This is a genomic window from Arsenicibacter sp. R0_47 (assembly GCF_057652235.1).
Genome location: NZ_JBYFCJ010000027.1, coordinates 1 through 22,201, shown reverse-complemented (window position 1 = coordinate 22,201; position 22,201 = coordinate 1). Strand labels below are relative to the sequence as shown.

General features: G+C 53.6%; 22 protein-coding genes. 11 read left to right on the top strand and 11 right to left on the bottom strand.

What is annotated here, in order from left to right; all coding sequences use genetic code 11:
- Positions 1-44 precede the first annotated feature (44 nt).
- From AC23NW_RS28630 to AC23NW_RS28620, 3 genes are all read left to right on the top strand, one after another.
- On the top strand, positions 45-392 hold the full coding sequence (locus AC23NW_RS28630; protein WP_487453887.1) for a hypothetical protein: 348 nt from the start codon (positions 45-47) through the stop codon (positions 390-392).
- 14 nt (positions 393-406) lie between these two features.
- Positions 407-799 carry a DoxX family membrane protein gene (locus tag AC23NW_RS28625; protein WP_293837922.1) on the top strand — a complete coding sequence of 131 codons (393 nt, stop codon included), beginning with the start codon at positions 407-409 and terminating at the stop codon, positions 797-799.
- Between the two features lie 72 nt (positions 800-871).
- On the top strand, positions 872-1,186 hold the full coding sequence (locus tag AC23NW_RS28620; RefSeq protein ID WP_293837920.1) for a GNAT family N-acetyltransferase: 315 nt from the start codon (positions 872-874) through the stop codon (positions 1,184-1,186).
- Here the strand turns inward: AC23NW_RS28620 and AC23NW_RS28615 are convergent.
- Positions 1,183-2,196 (bottom strand): threonine aldolase family protein, encoded by a 1,014-nt coding sequence (locus AC23NW_RS28615; protein WP_487453886.1) that lies wholly within the window; start codon positions 2,194-2,196, stop codon positions 1,183-1,185. The two genes, AC23NW_RS28620 and AC23NW_RS28615, sit on opposite strands and share 4 nt — an antisense overlap.
- A 104-nt stretch (positions 2,197-2,300) precedes the next feature.
- Between AC23NW_RS28615 and AC23NW_RS28610 the strand changes: the two genes are divergently transcribed.
- Positions 2,301-3,077: an MBL fold metallo-hydrolase gene (locus tag AC23NW_RS28610; RefSeq protein WP_487453885.1), complete on the top strand. Its 777-nt coding sequence runs from the start codon at positions 2,301-2,303 to the stop codon at positions 3,075-3,077.
- A gap of 4 nt (positions 3,078-3,081) precedes the next feature.
- Here the strand turns inward: AC23NW_RS28610 and AC23NW_RS28605 are convergent, their stop codons facing one another.
- Entirely contained in the window at positions 3,082-4,152 is a 1,071-nt protein-coding gene (locus AC23NW_RS28605) for a DUF4249 domain-containing protein (protein ID WP_487453883.1), read from the bottom strand.
- A gap of 252 nt (positions 4,153-4,404) precedes the next feature.
- Between AC23NW_RS28605 and AC23NW_RS28600 the strand changes: the two genes are divergently transcribed.
- The 5 genes from AC23NW_RS28600 (at position 4,405) to AC23NW_RS28580 (ending at position 11,352) form a co-directional block, all read left to right on the top strand.
- Positions 4,405-5,766: a glycoside hydrolase family 88/105 protein gene (locus AC23NW_RS28600; RefSeq protein WP_487453881.1), complete on the top strand. Its 1,362-nt coding sequence runs from the start codon at positions 4,405-4,407 to the stop codon at positions 5,764-5,766.
- A gap of 10 nt (positions 5,767-5,776) precedes the next feature.
- Positions 5,777-7,087, top strand: coding sequence for a rhamnogalacturonan acetylesterase (locus AC23NW_RS28595; protein WP_487453879.1), 1,311 nt, complete (start codon positions 5,777-5,779; stop codon positions 7,085-7,087).
- Positions 7,088-7,100: 13 nt separating this feature from the next.
- Positions 7,101-8,960, top strand: a complete 1,860-nt coding sequence (locus AC23NW_RS28590; protein WP_487453878.1) for a rhamnogalacturonan lyase — start codon at positions 7,101-7,103, stop codon at positions 8,958-8,960.
- Between the two features lie 45 nt (positions 8,961-9,005).
- Positions 9,006-9,776: a rhamnogalacturonan acetylesterase gene (locus AC23NW_RS28585; protein ID WP_487453877.1), complete on the top strand. Its 771-nt coding sequence runs from the start codon at positions 9,006-9,008 to the stop codon at positions 9,774-9,776.
- A 178-nt stretch (positions 9,777-9,954) separates the two neighbouring features.
- Positions 9,955-11,352 (top strand): glycoside hydrolase family 30 protein, encoded by a 1,398-nt coding sequence (locus AC23NW_RS28580; RefSeq protein ID WP_487453876.1) that lies wholly within the window; start codon positions 9,955-9,957, stop codon positions 11,350-11,352.
- A 96-nt stretch (positions 11,353-11,448) separates the two neighbouring features.
- Here the strand turns inward: AC23NW_RS28580 and AC23NW_RS28575 are convergent, their stop codons facing one another.
- Genes AC23NW_RS28575 through AC23NW_RS28565 form a run of 3 tightly spaced genes read right to left on the bottom strand, consistent with a single transcriptional unit; the run spans position 11,449 to position 13,375 of the window.
- On the bottom strand, positions 11,449-12,348 hold the full coding sequence (locus AC23NW_RS28575; protein ID WP_487453875.1) for a carbon-nitrogen hydrolase family protein: 900 nt from the start codon (positions 12,346-12,348) through the stop codon (positions 11,449-11,451).
- Positions 12,349-12,365: 17 nt separating this feature from the next.
- The gene (locus AC23NW_RS28570) at positions 12,366-12,965 is read right to left on the bottom strand and encodes a GNAT family N-acetyltransferase (protein ID WP_487453873.1); all 600 of its coding nucleotides are present in this window, start codon (positions 12,963-12,965) and stop codon (positions 12,366-12,368) included.
- Between the two features lie 8 nt (positions 12,966-12,973).
- Positions 12,974-13,375: a nuclear transport factor 2 family protein gene (locus AC23NW_RS28565; RefSeq protein WP_487453871.1), complete on the bottom strand. Its 402-nt coding sequence runs from the start codon at positions 13,373-13,375 to the stop codon at positions 12,974-12,976.
- 364 nt (positions 13,376-13,739) lie between these two features.
- Between AC23NW_RS28565 and AC23NW_RS28560 the strand changes: the two genes are divergently transcribed.
- Positions 13,740-16,448, top strand: coding sequence for a TonB-dependent receptor (locus tag AC23NW_RS28560; protein ID WP_487453869.1), 2,709 nt, complete (start codon positions 13,740-13,742; stop codon positions 16,446-16,448).
- Between the two features lie 138 nt (positions 16,449-16,586).
- Here the strand turns inward: AC23NW_RS28560 and AC23NW_RS28555 are convergent, their stop codons facing one another.
- Together AC23NW_RS28555 and AC23NW_RS28550 are read right to left on the bottom strand one after the other, a co-directional pair.
- Positions 16,587-17,366 carry a class I SAM-dependent methyltransferase gene (locus AC23NW_RS28555; protein WP_487453867.1) on the bottom strand — a complete coding sequence of 260 codons (780 nt, stop codon included), beginning with the start codon at positions 17,364-17,366 and terminating at the stop codon, positions 16,587-16,589.
- Positions 17,367-17,386: 20 nt separating this feature from the next.
- On the bottom strand, positions 17,387-18,100 hold the full coding sequence (locus tag AC23NW_RS28550; protein WP_487453866.1) for an SDR family oxidoreductase: 714 nt from the start codon (positions 18,098-18,100) through the stop codon (positions 17,387-17,389).
- A 187-nt stretch (positions 18,101-18,287) separates the two neighbouring features.
- Between AC23NW_RS28550 and AC23NW_RS28545 the strand changes: the two genes are divergently transcribed.
- Entirely contained in the window at positions 18,288-19,268 is a 981-nt protein-coding gene (locus tag AC23NW_RS28545) for a porin family protein (protein WP_487453864.1), read from the top strand.
- 104 nt (positions 19,269-19,372) lie between these two features.
- Here the strand turns inward: AC23NW_RS28545 and AC23NW_RS28540 are convergent, their stop codons facing one another.
- The 4 genes from AC23NW_RS28540 to AC23NW_RS28525 form a co-directional block, all read right to left on the bottom strand.
- Positions 19,373-20,230, bottom strand: coding sequence for an SDR family NAD(P)-dependent oxidoreductase (locus AC23NW_RS28540; RefSeq protein WP_487453862.1), 858 nt, complete (start codon positions 20,228-20,230; stop codon positions 19,373-19,375).
- Between the two features lie 110 nt (positions 20,231-20,340).
- Positions 20,341-20,562 (bottom strand): hypothetical protein, encoded by a 222-nt coding sequence (locus tag AC23NW_RS28535; RefSeq protein ID WP_293837886.1) that lies wholly within the window; start codon positions 20,560-20,562, stop codon positions 20,341-20,343.
- 42 nt (positions 20,563-20,604) lie between these two features.
- Complete coding sequence (locus AC23NW_RS28530; protein ID WP_487453861.1) at positions 20,605-21,048, bottom strand: MarR family winged helix-turn-helix transcriptional regulator; 444 nt, start codon at positions 21,046-21,048, stop codon at positions 20,605-20,607.
- Between the two features lie 211 nt (positions 21,049-21,259).
- Positions 21,260-22,126: a sterol desaturase family protein gene (locus tag AC23NW_RS28525; RefSeq protein WP_487453860.1), complete on the bottom strand. Its 867-nt coding sequence runs from the start codon at positions 22,124-22,126 to the stop codon at positions 21,260-21,262.
- Positions 22,127-22,201 lie beyond the last annotated feature (75 nt).

Genomic DNA, 22,201 nt, shown 5'->3' with positions numbered 1-22,201 from the left:
TCGGCGCTCTCCGGGGTTCTATTCAAAAAACAGAACACAACGTTATGAACCCGAACGAAACACACTATGATGCCGCCGATGATCAGAATCAGGGCGTTATCAGCACAATGGCCAAAAACAATGAATCGCATGATACCGAACTGGTCAGCACCCGTATTCCGCGGCTCGACCCGAATATCGTGACCAGCCAGAGCGGAGCTGCCATTGACGACGGTGATGAAGAATATGAAGACATTACTGTAGCCGAAGACGAGGATACCGCAACTGAAGGGGACGAGGCGTACGAAGACCTGACGGAAGTCGAAGAAGAAACCGACCTGACCGATCACGACCACCACCAGGACGATAATTATTCGCTGGGTGGCCATGTAACACGGTCGGGTGGTGTATAACAACCAACGTGTATATGCTTAATTTTTCTGCCAGCCAGCTCGCTCAGCTTGTTATCCGCCTCGGAATGGGTATCAACATGCTCATGCATGGTCTGACACGCATTCCCAACCTGTCCGGCTTCGTCAGCAAAATGGCGCCGGGGTTTAGTGAAACGGTTTTACCGGAACCCGTAACCGTAGCCTTTCTGTACGTGCTTCCCTTTGCGGAACTCGCCAGCGGGGCACTGATCCTGATTGGTGGCCGGTTGCTGAAATGGGGTTATGCCCTGGGCGGACTAATCATTGTCTCCCTGTTGTTCGGCACCACCCTGAAACAGGACTGGCAGACAGCCGGTACGCAGGTTATTTATATCATTGCCTTTTACCTGGCCTTGCGCGGGCTTGATGAGCCGCGGCGGGTTAGTTAACCAGAAAGCCCTGACAGATTGATTCCGTCAGGGCTTTCTGTTATTTATCGATCAAACACGATACACAACCGTATGAACCTGACTGATTACCCCGTAGAATTTCATCCGGAACGCCACCGGTTCGAACTGACCATCGACGGTCACCTGTCAATTCTGGAGTTCCGCCAGCTGAAAAACAACGCGCTGGCGCTTACGCATACTGAAGTAGACCCCGCGCTGGAAGGCAAAGGCGTCGGCTCGTATCTGGTCAAGAGCGCTTTTGAGTACATCGACCAGCAGCACTGGACTATTTTCCCCTACTGCCCGTTTGTGGTAACCTACCTGCGCCGCCATCCGGCCTGGTACCGGCTGGTATCGCCCGATTTCGAAGAACCGGAGGAGTTTTAACTAATCTGCTGCGCAAAGGCAGTCAGGTGATCGTCCGTAAAGTCGAGGTGCGTTACGAAGCGTACCAGATGTTTACCGAATGTTACCGCGCGGATGTCTTTTGTCGCCAGCTCCTGCACGTAGTCCGTTGCCAGTATCGTCTCCGGTAACTGTACGATGACGATATTGGTATCGACGGGCATCACCTCAACAACTTCAGGCCGCTGCGCCATGATCGCCCCGATATTCCGGGCACGGGCATGGTCGAGTTTCAGGCGCTCAATGTTGTGGTCGAGTGCATAGATACCGGCTGCCGCCAGATACCCCGCCTGTCGCCAGCCGCCGCCCATCATCTTCCGGAACCGGCGCGCCTGGGCAACAAACGCCTTGTTGCCCAGCAGCAGCGAACCAACCGGACAACCCAGCCCTTTGGACAGACAAATGCTGATGGAGTCGAACAACTGACCATACGCCAGTGTGCTCTCACCGGTTTCAATCAGGGCATTAAACAGCCGCGCCCCATCAAGGTGCAGGGCCAGTCCGTGCTCGTCGCAAACCTGTTTGATCGCCGCAATTTCGGGGATGGTATAGTAACAGCCACCGCCTTTGTTCATGGTATTTTCAAGACTGACGAGCCGTGACAGCGGACGGTGCGGATCGGACGGATTGTTAACCGCGTCGCGGACCAGTGCCGGCGTCAGTTTTCCGCGTTCGCCCGGCAGCAGCGCCACCGACGCAAACGCATTGACCGCAATACCGCCGCCTTCATACAGATATATATGCGAAAGCTGGTCGCAGATGACCTCATCGCCGGGGCGCACGTGGGTACGGATGGCCAGCTGGTTAGTCATCGTCCCTGACGTACAGAAGAGGGCGGCCTCCATGCCGAACATAGCAGCGGCTTTGGCTTCGAGAGCCTGTACAGTCGGATCATCGCCAAATACATCGTCGCCGACTTCGGCCGTAAACATGGCCTCCAGCATCGCCGGAGTAGGTTTTGTAATGGTATCGCTTCGTAAATCGATCAGCATAGAAAAAGCAAGGGTACAGCCTCCCGAATTGTTTGTTGTGAATTGCAAATGTCTGACTTTTCTTGGGGAACAACGTGTCAATAAACGTCGTTTCTTTGTAAGCTATGCAATTATTTATTACCTCACTTAACTCAGGCAGCAACGGCAATTGCTACTATGTCGGCAATGAACAGGAAGCGGTCCTGATTGATGCCGGCATTTCCTGCCGCGAAACCGAGCGCCGGATGCATCGTCTGGGGCTGTCTCTCCGTACGGTTAAAGCCATTTTTATCTCCCACGAACACAGCGACCATATGCTGGGCCTGCCTAAACTAGCCCAAAAATACCAGCTGCCGGTCTACATTACCCGCCCGACGGCGGATCACTCGCGGGTATCGCTGACAGGGCTGGCACTGCGGGATTTCCAACCCTACACGCCTGTTCAGATCGGTTCGCTTATGGTCACCGGCTTTCCCAAATATCACGATGCTGCCGATCCGCATAGCTTCATGGTGTCGGGTAACGGGGTTAATGTCGGTGTTTTTACGGACATCGGGGCGGTTTGTGAACACGTCATTACGCACTTTAAACAGTGCCACGCAGCGTTCCTGGAGGCCAATTACGACGAAGAGATGCTGGAAAACGGGCGTTACCCGATCTTCCTGAAACGACGGATCCGGAACGGGCATGGTCACCTGTCGAATCAGCAGGCACTGACCCTGTTACTGGACCACAAACCGGCTTACATGAGCCACCTGCTGCTGGCCCATATGTCGAAAGACAATAACTGCCCGCAGCTGACAACGGCATTATTTACGCCACACATGGGTAATACGGACCTGATCATTGCGTCGCGTCAGGCAGAAACCCCGCTGTACCGGATCATGACTCACCTGAACTGATCTGCTAATTGTCCCACCAACGGGGCTTGATGCCCGTACGATAGGCGCTTTCCACACAAGCCGCGCAACCGGCCAGCGCATCAATCCGGATTTTTTTGCCCACCGGATCGCCGACGGCATCCTTAACGCGGTCAATTTTAAGCGCCCTGACGGCTACACCTGCCGCCCCGAAATAACCATAGGCCGCTTCGTCGGGGTGATTTGTGCAGCGGATATTTCCGCCCAGCGATACCGGTGCTGCATCGAAAATGCCGCCCGTATTGCTGACCAGCTTATCGGCGGTGTTAAAAAACTGAAAGGCCCCTTTACTGATCCGCTGCTGTTCAACTTCAACATAGTACGTTGTCAGAGAAGTAAACGGGGCACTCATGATGTATTGCCGGCTGATCAGGTTGCCGTTAATGCGGGTATCGGAACGCAGGGAAATGCAGTTTGTGTAGCATTGATTGATATCCCAGCAAGGTGAACAGCAGGCCACACCCGTGTAATAGCCGTCTTCTGCCGCATCGGGGCTTACCCGGCACGACGACAGGGCTTCGTAGTTTTTCCATTGCCAGCGGTAGTAATCGCCGGTGGTTTCGGGGTCCTGCGTGTCGATGTATACATCCCACTGATTGCGTTTGTCGTTGGTGGATGCGGTCGGGTGGTAGGTATATTCGTAGTAAATCGCCTGAATTGGCGGCGAAGCTTTGAGCAGTTCAGGGGCCGATTCGTAGGCGTGGCCGTCGGTTGTTTTGACCGTTAGTTTGTACGACCGGCCGGCCAAGCCCCGAAGGCCGCCGGTACGCGTCTGGTATACGCCCGGACTTAACTGCTGCAGCACTTCGGTCGTGCCGGCATCGTCGGAAATCACCACGCTGGCATTATACACCAGATAGTTCAGGCTGGCAAACGAGTAATCCGTTGTGTAACTCAGTTTTATGACATACGGCCCCGGCTGATCGGTAATCATGCCTTCCACAATCAGCCGTTTTCCGATGGACGGTATATCGGGCGAATATTGCTTCACACACGCCCCTGCCCAGAACGCGCAGATAATCACTAACCAGCTGTTCGACAAAAATTTAGGGCGCATACTGTATGGAGTAACTGACTAGCGGGCGTTACCGCCGCCTTGAAACATTATCTGATGTCTGTACGCTTCTACAAGACCGAATGTGGCAAAGCCTACTTCTTTTTTTAATCTAACAAAAAAACGGCAGAATGCAGGAAAGTACATGATGGGTGCCTTTCGGATTTCGCCAATATTTACTGCAACAAAGTAAAGCCCTTACCAACTGCGCTTTTCCGGTAAAAAACGTACCTGCCTTTTCTTATCAGAATCAACATGAAAACACTGACTACCAGCACATTATTATCACTTGCACTCCTTTCGGGCATAGCCAGTGCACAGAAAGCACCGGCCAAAGCCAACGATTCGACAACGCCGCTGCATGCCCTGCAGCCGGACTATATCGTTCCGTATGGCAATCCGGGCGTCGACAATGTGACGAAAGTACTGAACCGCGTTTATACTTATCTGGACGCCGTAACCCCTACCGAAATCATTGATAAATCAACCGGAAAAACCATTACCGATAAGAGCAGCTTTAACCCGAATGCGGTGTTGAAACCGGGCGATTTCCGGCTGACGAGCTATGAGTGGGGCGTGACCTATGCCGGTATGCTGCTGGCGACCGAGGCCACCGGCGATCCACGCTATGCGGCCTATACCAACAAACGCATTGATTTTCTGAACAGTGTCCGGCCGTATTTCAACGGGCAGGTAGCCGCGAACCCCACCGCTAATACGTCGCTGCGGCAGCTGCTGGCACCGCATGCGCTTGATGACTGCGGGGCCGTCTGTGCCGCCATGGTCAAAGCATCGCTTGCCGGTGGGCTGAAGGTCGACCCCCGCCCGCAGATTGACACCTACATCAACTACATCCAGACCAAAGAGCACCGGCTCGCCGACGGGACACTGGCCCGCAACCGGCCGCAGAAAAATACGCTCTGGCTCGATGACCTGTTCATGAGTGTACCGGCGCTGGCGCAGATGGGCAAGCTGACCGGCGAAACAAAATACTTTGACGAAGCGGTAAAGCAAGTCCTGCTCTTTTCGAAGCGCATGTTCAACAAGGACAAAGGGCTTTACATGCACGGCTGGGTCGAAGGCATGGACACCCATCCGGAGTTTCACTGGGCCCGCGCCAACGGCTGGGCCATCATGACCAAGGTGGAGCTGCTGGACGCGTTGCCGGAAAATCACCCGGGCCGCCCCGCCGTGCTGGAACTGCTGAAAGCACACGCGAAGGGCCTGGCAGCCCATCAGTCGGGCATGGGCTTCTGGCACCAGCTCCTTGACCGGACCGATTCGTACCTCGAAACTTCGGCAACGGCCATCTACGCCTATTCGATTGCCCGCGCCATCAACCGGGGCTGGCTCGATCCGCTGGCGTATGGCCCGATGACCCTCCTCGCGTGGAATGCCGTGGCGACCAAGGTAAACCAACAAGGGCAGGTTGAAGGTACCTGCGTTGGTACAGGCATGGCCTTTGATCCGGCGTTTTACTATTACCGCCCGATCAATGTCTATGCCGCTCACGGCTACGGACCGGTTCTGCTGGCCGGTGCCGAAGTGATTAATCTGCTGAAAAAACGGTCGTTCGAGATGAATGATAGTTCGGTTCAGCTGCTGGAAAAACGATAACCCGTCACGAATGCGAATACTGCTCTTGTTATTGCTGGCCGGACCGGCGTTGTCACAAACAACGCCGATGGCCTTTGATTTTGGTTCAGGTAAGGTACAGAAAGGCTATACACAAGTCCTGCCCGAATCGGTTTACAGCCAGGAAACCGGCTTCGGTTTCACCAAAGATGCGCAGCTAACCGCCGTTGACCGTGGCGGCAAGGACCGGCTCCGGAGCGATTACTGCACCAGCGACCAGCCGTTTTACTTCACGGTTGATGTGCCGGAGGGATCATACGATGTCACCGTCACCCTGGGCGATGCCGGGGGTGAATCGGCTACCTTTATTCGCGCCGAATCGCGCCGGTTGACGGGTGGAGCGGTGAAAACGGCGAAGGGGCAGTTTGTCACCCAAACCTTCACCGTCAATGTGCGGTATCCGGAAATCAGCGCGCAGGAAAAAGTCCGGCTAAAACCCCGCGAACTGGCTTACCTGAACTGGGATCATCAGCTGACACTGGAGTTTAACGGACCGGCCACCAAACTCTGTGCCCTGACCATTACCCCGAATACAACCGCCAGAACGGTTTTTCTGGCCGGTAACTCCACCGTAGTCGATCAGGACCGCGAACCGTGGGCCGCGTGGGGGCAGATGATTCCGTACTTTTTTAAGCCGGGCAACGTAGTAATAGCCAACCATGCCGAATCGGGCGAGGCCCTGAAAAGTTTTCAGAGTGAAAAACGGCTCGTTAAAATCCTGAGCCTGATGAAGCCCGGCGATTACCTCTTTATCGAATTTGCCCACAACGACCAGAAGCCGGGCGGCGCACACGTCGACCCGTTCACAACCTACAAAGAGCAGGTAAAATACTACATCACCGAAGCCCGCAAGCGGGGCGGCATTCCGGTGCTGGTAACATCGATGCACCGCCGCGACTTCGACTCAACCGGCCACATCCGCAACACCCTCGGCGACTACCCAGCGGCTATGCGGCAAACGGCACAGGAAGAGCAGGTGGCGCTGATCGACCTCAATGCCATGAGCAAGGTCCTCTATGAAGCCTGGGGGCCGGAAGCTTCCCTCAAAGCCTTTGTCCACTACCCTGCCAACAGTTTTCCCGGACAAACCCAGGAATTGAAAGACAATACCCATTTCAGTACGTACGGGGCTTACGAAATCGCCCGGTGTATTGCCGAAGGCATCAAACGCACCATTCCTGATCTGGCCAAAGAGCTGAAACCGGAGCTAACAACCTTTGACCCCGCCCGGCCCGACCCGATTCAGTCGTGGTACTGGCCGCTGAGCCCGATGATTACCGCCATTAAACCCGATGGCAACTAACCTAACGTACGTTATGAAAACCCGTAGTCTTTTCGCCTGCCTGCTGCTCTTGATCACCACTGTTGCGCAGGCACAGCGGCAAATGGAACACCTCAGCCGCGGCCTGATTGCCATCCCGCAGGCCGGCAACAGCGTTTATGTCGGCTGGCGGCTGCTGGGGACGGAACCCGATGCCATTGCGTTTAACCTGTACCGGACATCCGGCAACGGTAAAGCGGTAAAGGTCAATCCGGCGCCCATCCGGCAGAGTACCAATTTCGTGGATCAGGGTGTTGATTTAAGTCAGTCTGTCCGGTATACAGTCAGGGCGGTACTGAACGGAAAAGAGCAGGCCGACAGCAAACCGGTTACCCTGGCCGCCAATGCGCCGGTGCAACCGTACATTAATCTGCCGCTGCAAACCCCCGACGGCTATGTCCCGAACGATGCCTCGGCGGCCGATCTTGACGGCGACGGCGACTATGATCTGGTGGTGCATCAGACCAAAAACGGCCGCGACAACTCTCAGAAAGGCCTTACCGGCGCGCCCGTTCTGGAGGGCTACAAACTGGATGGCACCCTGCTCTGGCGCATCAACCTAGGCACCAACATCCGCGAAGGAGCCCATTACACCCAGTTTATGGTCTATGACCTCGACGGTGACGGACGCGCCGAAGTGGCCTGCAAAACCGCCGACGGCACCATCGACGGCCTCGGTAAGGTCATCGGCGATTCCAGTAAACACTGGGTTGACCGCGACGAGAACAGCCCCCGCTTCGGTAAGATCATGGACGGCCCCGAGTACTTCACCATTTTTGACGGTAAAACCGGGGCAGCCCTTATAACAACAGACTACATTCCGTCGCGCAACCCGACCAATGGATGGGGCGGCGTTGGCGGTATCGGGGGCAACGATAACAACGGCAACCGCGTTGACCGGTTTCTCGCCTGCGTTGCCTATCTCGACGGCAAACGCCCGAGTGTGATCATGTGCAGGGGCTACTACGGCCGCACCGTTCTGGCCGCCTGGGACTGGCGCGATGGCAAACTCACTTCCCGCTGGGTGTTCGATTCAAAAGACATACCGGGCTATTCGGGTATGGGCAATCATAACCTGACGGTAACGGATGTTGACAACGACGGTAAGGACGAGATTATCTATGGTTCGATGGCCGTTGATGATACGGGCAAACCACTCTATACCACCAAACTCCGCCACGGGGATGCGCTGCACGTATCGGATCTTGACCCCTCACGGCCGGGTCCCGAAGCGTTTGGCATCCACGAAAACGAAGCGCGGATTCAGGGTTTTGAAAACGGGTTCGGGGCAGCCCTGTTCGATGCCCGGACCGGGGAGATTATCTGGGGTAAAATGCCGGGCGAAGACGTAGGCCGGGGCGTGGCCGAAGATATTGATTCGACCAATGCCGGCGCCGAAATCTGGTGGTCGGGATCGAACGGTTTGTATAATACGAAAGGGGAACGTATCGGCGACAATCCTTCCTCGACCAACTTCCTTGTCTGGTGGGACGGCGACCTGACCCGCGAACTGCTCGACGGCAACCATATTGACAAATACCGTGCGGGCCGGTTATTTACCGCCGAAGGATGCGCCTCGAACAACGGGTCAAAATCGACGCCCGCCCTGAGCGCCGACCTCTTCGGTGACTGGCGGGAAGAGGTAATACTGCGGACAACGGACAACAGGAATCTGCGCATTTTTTCGACGACTATCCCGACGAATCACCGGTTTTATACGCTCATGCACGATCCGCAATACCGGCTGAGTATTGCCTGGCAGAATGTGGCCTATAACCAGCCCCCGCATACCGGCTTTTTTCTGGGCCACGGCATGAAAACACCACCAAAGCCCAATATTACGTTAACCCGTTAACCGCTTTTACAACAACCAACCTCTGGACAAAAACCTGTTCTGTATATGAAAAAACTCCTGTTTCTCTGCCTTATCTGCTTTGCCTTCAGCCAGTTTCAGCAACGGCCTACCCTGTATATCATCGGTGATTCGACCGTCCGGAACGGATCGGGCAAAGGTTCTGACGGGCTCTGGGGCTGGGGCAGCGTCATCAGCCCGTATTTCGACACCACCCGTATCCATATTGAAAACCACGCCATCGGCGGACGCAGCAGCCGGACTTTTCTGACCGAAGGCCGCTGGGATAAAATCATGGCAGCACTCAAACCCGGCGATTTTGTGATCATGCAGTTCGGCCACAACGATGCGGGGGCTATCAATGACACAACCCGTGCCCGTGGCTCGATCAGGGGTATCGGCGATGAAACGGAAGAAATCGACAACCTGCTGACGAAGAAGCACGAAATCGTGCACTCCTACGGCTGGTACATGAAGAAGTACATCCGCGACACCAAAAGCAAGGGCGCAACCCCGGTTGTCTGTTCGCTGGTGCCCCGCAATGTCTGGAAAGACGGCAGCGTACAACGCGGTATAAACAGCTACGCGACCTGGGCAGCCCAGTGTGCGACCGCCGAAGGTGCCACGTTTATTGACCTGAACGAGAACATCGCCAGAAAATACGAAGCCGGTTATAACGAGGCAAAACTGAAAGCGGAGTTCTTCCCCGGCGACCACACGCACACAAACCTGGCCGGTGCGAAGTTCAACGCTGCCGCCGTGGTAGAGGGACTGCAACAACAACCCGCCTGCCCGCTGAATCAATACCTGAAGAAGTAAATAGTGGCTAGTGGTGGCACGAGCGTAGGACGCCCCCGTTTGACAGGGCCGCCTGTCGGTCGGGGACGCCTAGTCGGGGACGCCTAGTCGTTCCACCACTGGTTTAAACTAATTTAAAAATAATTACATCTTTGTGCTTCTTATTGTCTCCGTGCCTTTGTGGCACTACCCTATGACCATGATGAAGCAAACCCTTACCGTGCTGGCCTGCGCCGGTCTGCTCACGATTACCCGTTTCGGAGCTATAGCCCAGCCCGTTGCGCTCTGGCTGACGAATCCCGACGGCTCTGCCCTGTTCAAAAAACAAACTACTCCGCTATCGTTTCAAGCCGCGACCGTTTCCGGGCCGGTTATTCAGATCGACCCTACCCAAACCTATCAGTCAATGGACGGCTTCGGCTATACGCTGACGGGCGGCAGTGCGATGCTGCTGCAAAAAATGGGGGCTACACAGCGGACGGCCATCCTGAAAGAACTGTTTGCAACCGACGGCAATAACATCGGCGTCAGCTTTCTGCGGATCAGTATCGGCGCCTCCGACCTCGATGACCGGACGTTTTCGTACGATGACCTGCCCGCCGGTCAGACCGACCCAACCCTGGCACGGTTCAGTCTGGCTCCGGATAAACCCTGGCTTATTCCGGTTCTGAAACAGATTCTGGCCATCAACCCGGCCATCCGCATCATGGGCACGCCCTGGTCGCCGCCGACGTGGATGAAAACCAACGGTGAAACCAAAGGCGGAAGCCTGAAACCAGAATTTTATAAGACCTATGCGCAGTATTTTGTCAACTACATTCAAGCCATGAAGCGCGAAGGCATCCGGATCGACGCCGTTACCATCCAGAACGAGCCGCTGCATCCGGGCAATAACCCAAGCCTGCTGATGCTGCCCGAAGAGCAGGCGGCGTTCATCAAAAACAATTTGGGACCGGCATTTAAAACGGCGGGCATTACCACCCGCATCCTGCTCTATGACCACAACGCCGACCGCGTCGATTACCCAATCTCTATCCTGAACGATCCGGAGGCCCGAAAATACGTCGATGGTTCGGCGTTTCACCTCTATGGCGGGAAGGTTGAGGCATTAAGCGAGGTTCATAACGCCCACCCCGACAAGCACATTTATTTCACCGAACAATGGATTGGTGCGCCCGGCAACATGAAGGGCGATATGAACTGGCACGTCAAAAACCTGATTATTGGTGCTACCCGCAACTGGAGCCGCACTGTACTGGAATGGAACCTGGCCGCCGACCCGAAGCAGGAGCCGCACACCATCGGCGGCTGTACGGGATGTCTGGGAGCGCTGACGATTGACGGCAATACCATCACCCGCAATCCGGCGTATTATATCGTGGCCATTGCCAGCAAGTTTGTCCGGCCGGGTTCGGTCCGTATTGCTTCGTCAATGGCCGACAAACTGCCGAACGTTGCGTTCCGGACGCCGAAGGGGGAACATGTGCTGATTGTGCTGAACGAAGCGGCAGGTCCGCAGACGTTTTCGGTAGCGTTCAAGGGCAAAACCATGACGGCTTCGCTGCCGGCCAACTCAGCGGGGACGTTTGTGTGGTAGTTTTCTGACCACGAAGGCGGGAAGACAGAAAGGAGCACAACGTGTATAAAAACTTCGTGCCCCTTCAGTTCTTCCCGCCTTCGTGGTTCAAAAAACCTATATCTGTACCGTCACTACCTTAATGTCTTCCAGGTAAAAGCCGGTGTGCAGGCGCTGGTGATCCTTGTAGTTGAACACCTGCCCGTCTTCACGGACGTGGTCGAGCAGCGATAAATCCAGCGACTGAACGAGCCAGCCCGGCTGTTGCGGCGGCATGGTTTTTACGATGCCCTCTTCGGGCAGTTTTTTATCGGGGGCGGCGTAGATAGCGGCAAACCCGTAGTTCAGGTCAACGGCCGGCGACCACGGGGCCTCGCCAATCGTCTGCGACACAATCGTGTAAGCCTGATTTTCAAGGGCCCGCGCCCGTGCGCCCACGTGTACCCGCGTTGCCCCGCGAATGGTTTCCGTGCAGCTTGGGGCCAGAATCAGCGAGGCACCGGCACCGGCCAGCCAATGCGAACCCAGCGCAAACTCAACATCATAACAAATCTGAATGCCAAAGCTGCCCCAGTCGGCTTCAAACAGGGTCAGTTGCTTGTCAGCCGATTCAATACCCCACTCCTCGTCTTCAAAACGGGTCATGAAGAACTTATCCTGATAACCGACCAGGCCTTTCGGCGAAAACACATAGACACGGTTTACCCGTTTTCCATTGTCGATTACCGGCAGGCTGGGCGCCACAATCACCACCTGATGCATCAGTGACAGTTCGGCAAACACGTCACAAAACGCATCTTTCAGTGAATCCATTTCCTCCACCTGCTGCCGGATGTCATGCCTGACCGCTTCCGGAAAAATGCTGACCAGTTCCATAGAACCGTATTCCGGAAAAAGCAGGAGTTCGGCCTGCTGCGAAGCCGCCTCGTTGACCCAATGGCTAACGTGCGATTGCCAGGCTTCGAACGAGGTATGGCCGGTGATGGGGTATTGGGCCGTAGCCACGGTTACATTCATGATCAGAAAGGGGGATTTTAGGGGGTTAACGGCCGCATCCAATAGATCATTGGCTTTGGCGTTGAGTGGGTTTCACCGATATCTGGCCAGTCAAATGTACTTTGCAGGGCCGGCACCTTCCGGTAGCCGCGCTTGAGCCAGAAAGCATCGTTCGGGCGGTAACCGGCAGGTTGGGCCGGATGGTTTCCGCCACGGTCTACGGCGCAGAAACAAGTGGTCGTATAAGTACCGAAGCTACGGGCATGGCCTTCCCGTTCATCAAAAAAACGGTGTCCCAGACCGAGGCCACGGTAAGCTTTCAGCAGAATACTCTCACCAAAATAAAAAATCGTGTTCAGGTCCATGCCTGCCGTTTCGAACGGCTGCCGGACCTCCGCCGTCTCGTCGGCCAGGGGAATACAGGTGGTAGCCCCGACCATGACAGGCCCGTCATAGACTGCAAACAAAAATGCCTTATCAGCCCTGGCATATGTCTGCAGATAGCTTTTTTCGTACGTTACCGAACCTTCGTAGAGATATGGAAAATCGCGGAAAACAGCGATCCGCAGCGAGGCAAGGTCATCAAAAACCTCTCCGATGCCCGCTCCCTGTTTCCGGATGAACGACAAAGTCTCCATACCGTCCACTATTCAGAAACCAGCTTAACCCAGAGCGGTAGGTTGTAATAGGTCGTTACACGTGAGATTTTACCATCTGTAACGGCAACAAAGGCCGCTGCCGGCAACACATACGTCTGACCATGCGCGGGCGGCAACCCTTCCTCTCCCTGTTTGTAAATACCGTTTACAACAAACTCAACCGCGATCCGCGAGTCTGAAGATTCGGTGAAGAATACCATATCGGTCAGCGTTTCGTCGTAGGCAGTGTCCATCAGTTGCAAAAACTCAGTAAATTTTTCGATGCCGATACGAACATCTCCCTGATTGGCCTCATGCCTGATTTCCGGATGCAGCAAGGCCAGCATACCTTGCCAGTCTTTCTGATTGAAACACGCGTAATACTGCTGTACGATTTCTAAAGTGGTCATGTAATTGAGAAGGTTAACGCTATTGCCAGCGCCAAAAAAATAATAACTGTATCCGAAAGATACCCGTGAAGTACAACTTTACCAAAAAGCCTATTGGTTCCCGGTTTATTATTCCGGCCGGCAAAATTTACCCTACAATACTTCCCTCATCTCACCATCCACGAAAAGTAATATTCCCAACCGGTTGTTTTATGTCTTAATGACACTTATCACCTACTTAATAAACGGAATTCAGTAATTTACATACAAGATAATACAACAAATATGTATCGCTATTAACTAAAAACACAAAATATTATTCCGCCATTACTTTTTCACTCAAAATACTTTATGTTTAGCCCGTTAACCACCTATCATCTGTATTATGTTAAAAAATGTATTCACCTTATTAACCGTATTCCTTACGGCTCTTTCGGTTTCATTCGCACAAACCCGGCCGGTTTCCGGAACGGTAAAAGATGAAAAATCGACTCCGCTAGCCGGTGTCAGTGTACAAGTAAAAGGTACAAACCGCGGCGCAGTTACCGACAATGAAGGCAAGTATAAAATCGACATCTCCGACAATGCCACGCTGGTCTTTAGTTTTATCGGCTTCAAACCACAGGATGTTACGGTCAAGGCCGGCCAATCGGTTATTGATGTAACAATGGCCGAAAATGCCGAACTATTGAGTGAAGTAGTCATTGCGGTTGGTAGCCGAAACTCGAAGCGCACCATTACCGACTCCCCGATTCCGGTCGATATTCTGTCGGCTACAGACTTGCGCAGCACCGGCCAGCCAACCTTCGATAAAGCGTTGCAATACCGCGTGCCTTCGTTCAATACCGTAAATACACCCGTCAACGATGCCACATCGCTCCTTGATCCGTACGAAATCCGGAACATGGGCCCGAGCCGCACATTGATCCTGATCAACGGGAAACGGAAAAATACCAGCGCGCTGATGTACATCCAGACCTCGCCGGGCCGCGGCGAAAGCGGTGCCGACATTTCGGCCATTCCGCAGCAGGCCATCAAGCGGGTTGAAATCCTGCGCGACGGGGCATCAGCTCAATACGGCTCTGACGCCATCGCCGGGGTTATGAACATTATCCTGAAAGACAAATACGAATACGGCTCGGCTACCCTTTCGGCCGGTATCACCGCCAAAGGAGACGGGCAGCTGTTCGGGATTGCCGTTAACAACGGGGCCAATTTCGGTAAAGGCTACCTGAACTATACCATCGATTTCAGCCGTTCGGCCCTCGCCAACCGTCCGGGCAAGGTCAGTGCCGAAGCCGAAGCCGACCCTGATCTGGGATTCGGTGCACCGCTGGCGCAGGTAAAAGCGTTCCTGGCCCAGAAACCGGATGCCGGAAACATTAACGGGCAGCCGGAAACGACGTCGGCTAAGTTCCTGATTAATGGCGGCAATTCACTGAGCGACAACACAGAGTTCTACTACACAGCAGCTTACGTCTATAAGAAAGTCAACAGCTTTGCCAACTACCGGACGCCTTACTGGCGCACAACCGACGACGGGCTGCTGACACCGGCCGGTCAACCGTATATGGGCTATGTACCGACTTTCCAGGGCGACCTTAACGATTATCACGCCACCGTCGGCCTGCGCAGCGAAACCAACGGCTGGAAAACGGATCTCAGCTTTACAACCGGCGGCAACAAGCAATTGTATACCGTATCGAACTCGCGCAACCGCAGTCTGGGTAAGAACTCTCCGATCTACTTTAAACCAGGCGGCTACTCATTCTCGCACAACGTCGGCAATATTGACATTTCAAAAGCGGTTTCCGATAAGCTGAATGTGGCGTTCGGCAGCGAGTTCCGGGCGGAGACCTTTACCGTATTTGTGGGTGATACAGCATCGTATGTCGGCTCAGGGGCAGACTCTTTCCCGGGCATTACGCCGAACAACGCCGGTTCCAACACCCGGTTTAACTTCGGGGGCTATGTCGATCTGGGCTACGACATTACCAAAGACTTCCTGATCAACGGAACGTTCCGGGCCGAGCGTTACAGTGATTTCGGCAACGCTACGGTCTTTAAAATCAGCTCCCGCTACAAGCTTCTTGACGATAAACTCACCCTGCGTGCCTCGTATTCAACCGGTTTCCGCGCACCGCTGCTGCACCAGATTTATCAGCAGCTGGCCCAGGCAAGCTTTGTACCAGGCAAGGGTATTCAGACAAAGGGGATTGTTAACAACGTAAGCCCGCAGGCGTTTGCCCTGGGTGTACCGAAGCTGACACCGGAAAAATCGACCAACTTTACATTTGGCCTGGGTCTGAATCCAACCCGTAACCTGAGCATCACGCTTGATTACTACAACATTAAGGTAAAAGACCGGATTGTGCTCGGCTCAGAGATTGCCGGAACTGCCGCCGGTAATACGGCACTGGATAAAATCCTGACATCCAACGGCATTGTTGCCGTGAGTTTCTTCTCAAATGCGCTGAACACGACCACCTCCGGTCTGGATTTTGTGATTTCGCAGCGGAACCTGCTGCTGGGCGGTAATAAACTCGGAATCAACCTCGCAGGTAACTATACGTTCGAGAATAAATATACGTCAGTCAAAAATACGAAACTGATTGCCGACGCCGGTAAGTCGGTATTCGACCGCACGCAGGACGCCCTGCTGTTTACCTCGCGGCCAAAATATAAGATGATCCTTGGCTTTGATTATCAGATCAAAAAGATCATTTTTAACCTGAACAATACGCTGTTTGGCCCGACCCGTTTCCACCAGAATGGTCTGGACGACAATACCGATACGGAGTTTGTGCCCCGCGTCGTTACCGACCTGAGCGTTTCAATTCCGTTCTCGCCGAAAGCGACCCTGACCCTGAACGCGTCAAACCTGTTCAATGTCATGCCGAAGTGGAATTTCATCGACCTGAAAACCGGCGTGAAAACGCACTACAACGCAGACGACAACATACCGAGTCAGAAATACTTCAGCCAGTATAACCTGATTACGTTCAACGGCCGGTATTCAAACGTAACGTATGACGGGTCTCATTTCAGTCAGCTGGGCACTATTTTCAATGCGCAGTTTAACCTGAAATTTTAGATCAACGTGTAGAGCCGCAAGATATTGCGGCTCTTTTACTACAATCCGTACCCAACATCTGCATGACAATTGCCTGTCATTTCCGGTCCATACGTACGGCTCACACCGGCATCACCTGAGCCGCAATATCTTGCGGCTCTACGTTTTTGCGACAATAACATGCGTATCAAAGGCATACGACGCCTTAACAATCGTCTCCTCAATCGTAAAACCTGCTTCGTTTAACAGCAACTGCATTTCAAAAGGCAGAAATGCCCGCAGCGTCGCCAGATCACGGCCGATTTCCGCATAGGCCTCCTCCCCGTTTTGCTGCGCAACGCCTTGCCGGGCAACGCCTTGCCGGGCAAAATAAACCGAAGCCCAGTCCCAGGTCAGGCCCGTTGCCAGATTAGGGGTATACCGGCTCTCGCGCCGGTAATCAATTCCCCCGAAAGACGCGTTATGCACCAGTAGCTGATCAGGCTGCAACCGGTCAAAAAAGGAAACTGCTTCAATAAAGTCGAAGACCAGTAACCCGTCCGGTTTCAGTGCTCCGGCAATGTGCCGGAAGGCCGACAATAACTGCGGGTTAGTCAGCAGGTATGAAATGCTGCGGGCCGTAATCAACACGGCATCAACTGGTTCCGGAATAGTAAACGCCGTCATGTCTGCTTTCATAAACGACACACCGGGAGCATGCTGCCGGGCGAGCGCCAGCATATCCGCACTGATGTCCATGCCCGTGTAGGTCACATGCGGGCTCAGCCGGCTGGCCAGATGACCACTGCCGCACCCGATTTCGAGCACTGTCCGGCAATTGTGTTGCCGGAGCAGGCCGTGGTAAAACGTAAACTCCTCATCGTAATCAATGAAGGTACGATACATGGCATCGTAAACGGCTGCCAGCGTTGTATAGAGCGTTGTCCGGTGGTTTTCCATAGCACCGGCAAATTACACATTTACCAGGGCATCCGCCTGTTATCCTGCCAGAATCCGCCCGTTTCAGACAGCGGAACATCGGTAGCTATCCAGACAATGGCCTCCGCCCCTTTTTCGACCGGACGCGGGGCCGATGTGCCGCCCATGTCGGTGCGCGTCCAGCCCGGACTGACAGAATTGACGGCGATATTATGTTCCTTCAGCGATGATGCCAGTTGACGGGTTACGGCATTCAGCGCAGCCTTTGAAATACTGTAGGCCGGTGCATAGGTTTCCATATTCTCCAGCGACGCCACCCCGCTCGACACGTTAATGATCCGGCCGCCATCGGGACTTTTCTGCAAAAAGGGCAGGAAGTCCTGCGTTACCAGAATCGGGCCAATGGTGTTTGTTTTCAGCGTCCGTTCCAGCATTTCGGCGTTCAGGCACAAAATATCTTCACCGTGATCCTCCAGAATAGCGGCGTTATTGATCAGCACATCGAGGTGATCGGCCTTCTGCGAAAACGTCCCGACCGCCTGCCGGATACTGACCGGATCCGTTACGTCGAGCGGCAGACAGATGGCTTCGTAACCTTCCGAGCACAGCTCTTCGCAGGCCAAACGCCCTTTTACAAAATCACGCGAACCAATAAAAACGGCAAATCCGCGTTTACAAAGTTGTCGGGCTACCTCATGACCGATGCCACGGTTGGCCCCCGTTACCAATGCTATTTTCGACTGTTGGGTTTTCATGACGCTTTTCGTTAATATGCTCCTGCCCTGAGGGGTCAGGGTTCATTATCATAAATCCGTTTTCGTAACCAGATGTTTTTAACTCCCTACCGAATACTCAAAAGCGGTCACCTTTCACTCGGTCATCCGTTCACCTTACTCCAATATCTTGTAACATTGTTACCATTCAACTCCCGTTCTATCTAGTATGAAAAAGATTTGTCTTTCAGCAGTTATGATATGTTTGTCCGGCTCACTTGTGTTTGCGCAGACGACACCGGCAAAAAAAACAACAACAACGACGACAAAACCAACATCAGCAACCGGTACCAAACCGGCAGGCAGCGTCACCAAACCGGCTTCTACGGCTCCGGCGGCAACACCGGCGGCAACCACAACGTCCGGCGAAGGCTCTGAAAACCGCCTGCAGAAAATGTATGATGAATACCACGGCGTTAACCAGTCGAAACCGGGCGCAACCACACCGGCTAAACCAGGCACGACCGGCAAACCGGCACCAGCCAGCCGGCCAGCGACAACAACACCGGCTCCGGCACCTTCTGCCGTGGCCATGTCCGACGATGAAGCCGGTTTTCACGTTGGTTTCCGGGCAGGGGCATCCTACCTGCTTCCGCTCGAAACGGTTACAGGCGCTAAGCTTGGCAGCGAAGTGGGTTATGTCGGGGGGCTGGTCCTGAATTTCGGTCGCGGCCTTTTCTCATTCCAGCCTGAAATCAACTATAGCCAGCAGAAAATCAAGGCAACCGCCAGCGGTACGAACCTGGATTTAACGGTTACCGGTATTGAAAACCGGATCGAAGTCCCGCTCCTGCTTAAGTTTTCGTTTGGTGAGCCGGCGGCCACCCGCTTTTTCGTGAATGTCGGCCCTTATGGAGCCTACACGCTGAGCGGCCGGACAAAAGGTACGCTGCTCGGGGTACCGTTCGACGATAAAGTAACGTTTAATGGCTCTGAGGGACGGATTTCCTACGGAGCAGCCGGTGGTCTGGGCGTGGCACTGCCGCTGGGTCCGGGCCATCTGACAGTAGAAGCCCGTGCACTGTACCATATTGGCGATAACAGTCCGAAAGTCTCAACGCCAACCTCGCCTACCGAAGATCCGTCAACCATTAAACGGGCACTATTACAGGGAACTATCGGCTACCTGATTCCGATCGGCGGGCGATAATTAATGATATGTAGAGACGCAATATTTTGCGTCTCTTTTTTTATACCCCAATCAAACCTGAATACCAAACACGACAGTGATTTGAGACGCAAGATATTGCGTCTCTACACGAAGGGTAATGAATTGTTCCACAACCAGTCAACGTTCTGTGACGTGATGTCGGGGTTGCGGGTTGTTTTGGGTTTACAATCCTGAAAATAACCACCATTGTTTGCCGCGCCGATGGTTTTCAGCGGGGCAGCAGCCAGCCAGATGGACGTTTCGGCGCCCTTTTCCGGTGTCCGCATAAACGGCTGGGCGAGTGCCAGCGCTACTTTAAACAGACCGGTTGAGGTATTGGCAAAGTTCGTTTTCACCACGCCCGGATGTACCGAATAAGCGGTGATACCGGTGCCGGCAACGTCTTTTGCCAGTCCTTTTGCAAACAACAGGTTTGCCAGCTTACCGTCGCAATACGCCTGCAGGGTGGAAATCCCTTCAATCCGGCGGAACAGCCGTGCTTTACGCCCCATCTGATAGGCCGCCGACGACAGGCTGATTACCCGCACATCCTTTGTTTCGGTTGCCGTCCGTTTCAGGAGCGGCATCAGGTGGTGCGTCAGTACAAAATGCCCGATATGATTGGCAAAAAACGACTTTTCGATCCCCTGACCGGCTTTGCCACCGGTTACAAACTCAATTTTATCAGGCGTATAGCCGGCATTGTTGATCAGGACATCCAGCCGGTCGTAATGATCAATAACATAGCCCGCCGCCTTCCGGACCGAATCCAGATCCGATAAATCTGCCTGTAGCAGTTCAGCGTTGATCTTCGGATTTGCTTTTTTGATGTCGTCCAGTGCTTTTGCTCCTTTTTGTGCATTGCGGCAAACGAGGATCAGATTAAAACCCCGTTGCGCCAGTGCTTTGGCCGTTGCCAGTCCGATACCAACATTAGCGCCTGTAATCAGTGCAGTTTTCATAGTGAATTCGCAGCTATTATAAACCAACAGAGACGCATTGAATTGCGTCTCTGTTGGTTTATAACCCGAAAGGTTAGTATGTTGTTATGAGTAAATAGCTTTGTTACATGCTAAAACAGTAATTTCCACCCGTTAAAAAATAAGTCCTTACCCGGTTCGCCGCGCAGCTGACGCAGCATGTCGTTGACGTCAGACACCGGCTCATCAACAACCGGCTTTTTCTCCCGCACAATGGCCGTAATTCCCTCCTCTGCCAACTGCTGGCAAACTTCTTTTGTCATGGCACTTCCTTTTCCGGCCAGCAAGCCTATACATGGTTTGTTGTTTTTCATACCTTAAATTTGTTTGCACATACAACAATATTTTCAAAAAATTTATTCGCCTTCCAGCGCACGAACGGCACGGAATACCTGCTTAGCGAGGGCGTGGGCCTGCTCTTCACCGATTGCCGTCATATATCGTTCGCCGGTGCGGTCCCAGGCCGCACGGATGTCGTCTGTCATGGCAATTCCCTGTTCGGTCGGGTAGACAAATGTATTTTTGCCTTCTGCCTCCCGTTTTACCAGGTGTTTCTGTTCCAGCTTTTCAATCAGCCGCGTAATGGTTGATGGTGTCAGATACAGCGAGTTACTCAACTGCGAAGGGGTAATACCAGGGCTGTCGATCACCTCCATCAGCAAATACGCGTGTGAGTACGACAAGCCAAACCGCCCGAACTCCTCTTCCCCGATAGCCGTAATGGCGCGCGCCAATGCATTGGCCGAAAACATCAGGCATGCACTGAAACGGGTCACTGGCTTTTCAACGTCGGTCTTCATGGCTATATATTTCTGTTGATACAAAAGTAGCCCCTTTATTTGTATGTACAAGCATGTGTCTGAAAATAATTGATGCAGGCGGAAAATATGGAGGGCTAAAAAAAGCGGCCACGGCTAAAGGGCAACCATGGCTAAAAAAAGGGCCCGCGGCTAAAAAAAGGGCGACCACGTGGGGTCGCCCGTACGAAATGCAGCAATGCAAAGATGGGATTCAGCTATTTGCTTCGGATTCGATGGCGGTCTGGCAGGCAATGACGGGTTGTTCTTCGTCAAGGTCTATAAACGGCCGCTGTAGCAGATATCCGAATGTGGCGCCGCTGTCCGGCTCCGGATGCGTATCGAGGCCAAACCGGAGTTCATGCACGTTGAGGGTACGGAATGTACCGAAAAAGCGGTCCCAGATCGTCAGCACATCACCGTAATTACTGTCGGTATAGGGCTGCACAACATGGTGATGTACATGGTGAAAGTTTGGGGTCACAAAGACATAGCTCAGTGCTTTATCCCACTTTTCGGGTAACCGCAGGTGGGCATGGGCCGTCACATTGCTGATAATCTGCAGAAACTGTCGGGCCATCAGCGCCCAGAACGTGGCTCCGCTGATAAAGACAAACAGCAACAGAAACGTCAGCCGGATCGCTGTTTCGCCCGGATGCTCGCGCAGCACCGTCGATACATCTACGTTAGGGTCAGCATGGTGAATGGCATGAAACTTCCACAGATTCGCATAGCGGTGCATAAACACATGGTACACGTATTCCAGAAAATCCAGCACCAGAAACACGATGATAAAATGCCAGACCGGCGACTGCATACCCGGAATCGTATAGGCAATTCCCCAGTGGTGGTCGGCCACCCAGTTCAGGTCTTTGATCAGCAGGATACCAAATACCAGCTGAACCAGTCCGCTGACGGTAACAAAAGCAGCATTTGTCAGCGCATGATAGCGGCGGGCATACGTTAAACGCCAGTTTTCTCTTTGTTCCAGCAGCCAGAATGAGAACAAACTTAACACCAATACCGCGATCCGGTGGGAATCCGGCATAGTCGTAAAATAGTCAACAACGTCAGTTAACATACAGGGCTTTCTCATAAAACCCTATGCATGGTCATAAATTCGATTAGTGAGTTAAAATCATCCGCAAACTGATCG

Bases quoted from the DNA above. Each gene is read 5' to 3' on its own strand.
- AC23NW_RS28535 (WP_293837886.1), bottom strand. From the start codon at position 20,562: ATGAAAAACAACAAACCATGTATAGGCTTGCTGGCCGGAAAAGGAAGT.
- AC23NW_RS28610 (WP_487453885.1), top strand. From the start codon at position 2,301: ATGCAATTATTTATTACCTCACTTAACTCAGGCAGCAACGGCAATTGC.
- AC23NW_RS28590 (WP_487453878.1), top strand. From the start codon at position 7,101: ATGAAAACCCGTAGTCTTTTCGCCTGCCTGCTGCTCTTGATCACCACT.
- AC23NW_RS28615 (WP_487453886.1), bottom strand. From the start codon at position 2,196: ATGCTGATCGATTTACGAAGCGATACCATTACAAAACCTACTCCGGCG.
- AC23NW_RS28555 (WP_487453867.1), bottom strand. From the start codon at position 17,366: ATGGAAAACCACCGGACAACGCTCTATACAACGCTGGCAGCCGTTTAC.
- AC23NW_RS28600 (WP_487453881.1), top strand. From the start codon at position 4,405: ATGAAAACACTGACTACCAGCACATTATTATCACTTGCACTCCTTTCG.
- AC23NW_RS28595 (WP_487453879.1), top strand. From the start codon at position 5,777: ATGCGAATACTGCTCTTGTTATTGCTGGCCGGACCGGCGTTGTCACAA.
- AC23NW_RS28530 (WP_487453861.1), bottom strand. From the start codon at position 21,048: ATGAAGACCGACGTTGAAAAGCCAGTGACCCGTTTCAGTGCATGCCTG.
- AC23NW_RS28580 (WP_487453876.1), top strand. From the start codon at position 9,955: ATGATGAAGCAAACCCTTACCGTGCTGGCCTGCGCCGGTCTGCTCACG.
- AC23NW_RS28620 (WP_293837920.1), top strand. From the start codon at position 872: ATGAACCTGACTGATTACCCCGTAGAATTTCATCCGGAACGCCACCGG.
- AC23NW_RS28585 (WP_487453877.1), top strand. From the start codon at position 9,006: ATGAAAAAACTCCTGTTTCTCTGCCTTATCTGCTTTGCCTTCAGCCAG.
- AC23NW_RS28540 (WP_487453862.1), bottom strand. From the start codon at position 20,230: ATGAAAACTGCACTGATTACAGGCGCTAATGTTGGTATCGGACTGGCA.
- AC23NW_RS28560 (WP_487453869.1), top strand. From the start codon at position 13,740: ATGTTAAAAAATGTATTCACCTTATTAACCGTATTCCTTACGGCTCTT.
- AC23NW_RS28565 (WP_487453871.1), bottom strand. From the start codon at position 13,375: ATGACCACTTTAGAAATCGTACAGCAGTATTACGCGTGTTTCAATCAG.
- AC23NW_RS28550 (WP_487453866.1), bottom strand. From the start codon at position 18,100: ATGAAAACCCAACAGTCGAAAATAGCATTGGTAACGGGGGCCAACCGT.
- AC23NW_RS28545 (WP_487453864.1), top strand. From the start codon at position 18,288: ATGAAAAAGATTTGTCTTTCAGCAGTTATGATATGTTTGTCCGGCTCA.
- AC23NW_RS28605 (WP_487453883.1), bottom strand. From the start codon at position 4,152: ATGCGCCCTAAATTTTTGTCGAACAGCTGGTTAGTGATTATCTGCGCG.
- AC23NW_RS28630 (WP_487453887.1), top strand. From the start codon at position 45: ATGAACCCGAACGAAACACACTATGATGCCGCCGATGATCAGAATCAG.
- AC23NW_RS28525 (WP_487453860.1), bottom strand. From the start codon at position 22,126: ATGTTAACTGACGTTGTTGACTATTTTACGACTATGCCGGATTCCCAC.
- AC23NW_RS28575 (WP_487453875.1), bottom strand. From the start codon at position 12,348: ATGAATGTAACCGTGGCTACGGCCCAATACCCCATCACCGGCCATACC.
- AC23NW_RS28570 (WP_487453873.1), bottom strand. From the start codon at position 12,965: ATGGAGACTTTGTCGTTCATCCGGAAACAGGGAGCGGGCATCGGAGAG.
- AC23NW_RS28625 (WP_293837922.1), top strand. From the start codon at position 407: ATGCTTAATTTTTCTGCCAGCCAGCTCGCTCAGCTTGTTATCCGCCTC.